The organism is Kytococcus schroeteri, assembly GCF_002847825.1.
Lineage (GTDB): Bacteria > Actinomycetota > Actinomycetes > Actinomycetales > Dermatophilaceae > Kytococcus > Kytococcus schroeteri.
The window spans coordinates 19,095-22,022 of record NZ_PKIZ01000020.1; the positions used below are offsets into that span (position 1 = coordinate 19,095).

2 protein-coding genes and 1 pseudogene are annotated in these 2,928 nt (G+C 73.0%); all 3 read right to left on the bottom strand.

Annotation, left to right across the window (positions count from 1 at the left end):
- Window positions 1-299 (bottom strand): annotated as a pseudogene (locus CYJ76_RS12525) (hypothetical protein); the annotation flags it as partial.
- Window positions 296-1,612 carry a YncE family protein gene (locus CYJ76_RS09805; RefSeq protein ID WP_101849994.1) on the bottom strand — a complete coding sequence of 439 codons (1,317 nt, stop codon included), beginning with the start codon at window positions 1,610-1,612 and terminating at the stop codon, window positions 296-298. The gene CYJ76_RS09805 and the pseudogene CYJ76_RS12525, both read right to left, overlap by 4 nt.
- 169 nt (window positions 1,613-1,781) lie before the next feature.
- Window positions 1,782-2,903 (bottom strand): GuaB3 family IMP dehydrogenase-related protein, encoded by a 1,122-nt coding sequence (locus CYJ76_RS09810; RefSeq protein WP_101849995.1) that lies wholly within the window; start codon window positions 2,901-2,903, stop codon window positions 1,782-1,784.
- Between the last annotated feature and the right edge of the window lie 25 nt (window positions 2,904-2,928).

Sequence of the window (2,928 nt, forward strand, 5' to 3'; positions counted from 1 at the left end):
TGCTCGCCGGTGAAGCGCCCACTGGTGGTCACGGTGCGTCCGCGCTCAGGGGCCGGGAAGGAGCTGCCCACCGGGAGCACCTCCTCCAGGGCCACGACGGGCCGGTCCTGCGCCTCCCGGAGCGCCTGCTCACGGCCGTCGGCCGTGGCGTTGTGGAACTGCCACAGGCCCAGGCGCCAGAAGGCCACCAGCAGCACGAGGACGAGCAGCGCCAGCCCCCACCACCGCGGGGTGGACCGGAAGTACCGCCACGCGCGGGCGTGCCGGCCGGGGCCGGCAGCGGTCCCGCCCGCCGTCATCGGGAGGTGGCGGTGTCGTCGAACACCTGGATGGAGCCGGTGTAGTTGGCCAGCCACACCTTGTGCGTGGCGTCGTCATAGGTGACGCCGATGGGGTGGTGGCCCGCGGGCACCTCCTGGACCTCCTCCATCGTCTCGGTGTCCACCTTGCTCATGGTGTCGCTGTAGTAGTTCACGACGTAGAGCGCGGTCCCGTCGCCCGAGACGTCCATGGAGCGCGGCTCGTTGCCGGTGTGCACCTGCCCCAGCACCTTGCCGGTCTCGGCGTCGAGCTTGACCACGCGGCTGGTCTCGAACTGCTTGTAGGCACCCGAGGCCACCACGTAGAGGTACTTCCCGTCGGGCGAGACCACGACGTGGCGGATGCGCTGTCCGGGGGTGGCGAAGACCTCCGCCTTCGTGGACCCCTTCTCGATGCGGTAGAGGTTCGGCGTGCCCATGGCGGTGGCGAAGGCCGTGCCGTCGGGGGCGTAGGCGATGCCGCGGGCCCAGCGGCCCAGCGGGACGCGGCCGGTCTCCTTGCCGGACTCCATGTCGATGACGGACAGGTCGTAGTCGCACCAGTTGGAGACGAGCATCGTCTTCTCGTCGGGGCTCAGCGCCGCGTACTTGGGCACGGCTCCGGCCTCGATGGCGCCGGTGACCGTCCCGGACTCCACGTCGACCTCGTAGACGTACCCGTGGTCGGTGACCTCGCCCTTCTCGCACAGGTCGTCGCCGTGCGGGGTGAAACCCTTGCCGTACATCTGGTAGTTGGTGACGTAGGCGGTCTGCCCGTCCTGGCTGAACGCCGCCTCGACCGGCGCCCCCTGCACCGTGCCGCCCTCGAGCCCGAACTCCCCCAGGTCCACCTCGTCGCTGATGGTGTGCACCAGGTCGTGGCTGGTGGCGTCGTACACCGTCATCGTGTGCTGGTACATCATGTTGTTGGCGATGACCCGGCCACGGTCGTTGGAGACCACGGACTTGGGGCGGATCGCGCCCTTGATCACGTCGACCTGCTTGAGGAAGGTCGTGTTCGCGGGCTTCTCCGGGTCGCTCGGCTCCAGCGGCTCGCTCGGCGCGGGGGTCTCGGAGGCACCCTGGGAGGGGGCCGGGGACTGCCCGTCCGACGTGCCGCCGGTGTCGTCACCAGAGGACGCGTCACCCTCCGGCGCCGAGGGGGTCCCCCCCGACTGCTCGGGCGCCGGGCTGCTCGGGGAGGGCGCAGCGGTGTCCTGGCCGGCGTCCTCGCCCCCGCACGCGGCGGTGGTCAGCAGGAGCGCCGTCGAGGCGGCCAGGGCCGCGCGGCGGCGGGTGCGGGTGGTGGTCACGGGTCCTCCCCAGGGTGCGGGATCCGGCGGGCCAGGGCGGCTCCCCGCCGGCGCGCCCGGTCACTGGGCGCGTGACGCCGAGGGTACCCGCGGCCCTGCCGGCCGCCGGAAGCGGGAGGCCCGCTGCCGGTGGGGCAGCGGGCCTCGCGGGGTGGGGTGCGCGGCGGGCTCAGGAGCCCTGGTAGGGCGCCAGCACCACCTCGACGCGCTGGAACTCCTTGAGGTCGGAGTAGCCGGTGGTGGCCATGGCGCGGCGCAGGGCGCCGATCATGTTCGTGGTGCCGTCGGCGGTGTTGCCCGGGCCCAGCAGGATCTCCTCCATCGTGCCCACGGTGCCCACCTGGACGCGCTCGCCGCGGGGCAGCTTCTCGTGCCACGCCTCGGCACCCCAGTGGTAGCCGGCGCCGGGCGCGTCCTGGGAGCGGGCCAGCGCCGCGCCGAGCATCACGGCGTCGGCGCCGCAGGCCACGGCCTTCACCACGTCGCCGGAGCGCCCCATCGACCCGTCGGCGATGACGTGCACGTAGCGGCCGCCGGACTCGTCCATGTAGTCGCGGCGGGCGGCGGCCACGTCGGAGACCGCCGTGGCCATCGGGGCGTGGATGCCCAGCGTGAGGCGGGTGGTGTGTGCGGCGCCGCCGCCGAAGCCGACGAGCACGCCCGCCGCACCGGTGCGCATGAGGTGCAGGGCGGCGGTGTACGAGCCGGCCCCGCCGACGATCACCGGCACGTCGAGCTCGTAGATGAAGCGCTTGAGGTTGAGCGGCTCGGCCTGGCTGGAGACGTGCTCGGCCGAGACCGTGGTGCCGCGGATGACGAACAGGTCGACGCCGGCGTCGACCACGGCCTTCCAGTGCTGCTGGGTGTTCTGCGGCGAGAGCGCACCGGCCACCGTCACCCCGGCCTCGCGCAGCTGCGTGAGGCGGGCGGCGATGAGCTCGGGGCGGATCGGCGCCGCGTAGGCCTCACGGAGCGTGGCGCGCGCGTCGGCATCCGGCGCCTCGGCGATGCGGCGCAGCAGCGGCTCCGGGTCCTCGTGGCGGGTCCACAGGCCCTCCAGGTCGAGCACCGGCAGGCCACCCAGGCGTCCGAACTCGATCGCGGTCTGGGGCGACATCACCGAGTCCATCGGCGCCGCCATCACCGGCAGGTCGAAGTGGTAGGCGTCGATCTGCCACGCGGTGGACACCTCCTCGGGGTCCCGCGTGCGACGGTTCGGGAGCACCGCCACGTCCTCGAAGGAGTAGGCGCGACGCGCCCGCTTGCCACGGCCGATCTCGATCTCGTTCACGCCAGCCACCCTACCGGCGAGGGCC